At 72.8% G+C, this 492-nt stretch carries 1 protein-coding gene; it reads right to left on the bottom strand.

Translation table 11 applies throughout. The features are described 5' to 3' along the window. A partial coding sequence (locus tag GSQ76_RS26130) for an RNA methyltransferase (RefSeq protein WP_254070640.1) occupies window positions 1–492 on the bottom strand: 492 nt, incomplete at both ends.

The raw sequence follows: 492 nt of genomic DNA, 5'->3' as shown, positions 1-492 counted from the left end.
GGTGCCGCCGGCGTCCAAGCCGACGATCCACAGCCCCGAGGCCTTCAGCGCGACGAGGGTCCGGGCCAGATTGACCGCACGGATCAGCGGCACCAATTCCAGCGCGCCAGATGCGGCCTTGGCCAGGGCGCCGGTTTCCTCCGGTGCATTGCGGTCTTGGGTGATGACGCAGGCGGCGCCGAACGCGGCGGCGGAGCGCAGGACGGCGCCGATGTTCCGCGGGTCCGTCACCTGGTCCAGCACCAGCACCGGACCCGGCCGCTCCAACACGGTGGAGAGCAGCGGCGTTCCCAGCGGGTCGGCCAGCAGCGCCATACCCTGATGCACCGCGTCGCGGCCGAGGAGCTGATCGATGCGCGCACGCTCCGACCGTTCCGGCTGCAGCGGCCAGGGGAGCGGGCGGCGGGCAACCAGGTTGGCCTCGGCCTCCTCGGTGAGGATCAGGCGGCGCAGGCGGCGGGCCGGGTTGCCAAGGGCTGCGTCGATGGCATG

It is taken from the genome of Acidisphaera sp. L21, assembly GCF_009765685.1.
Lineage (GTDB): Bacteria > Pseudomonadota > Alphaproteobacteria > Acetobacterales > Acetobacteraceae > LMUY01.
The sequence above is the reverse complement of the archived record's forward strand: the minus strand, read 5'-3'. Positions and strand labels throughout refer to the sequence as shown.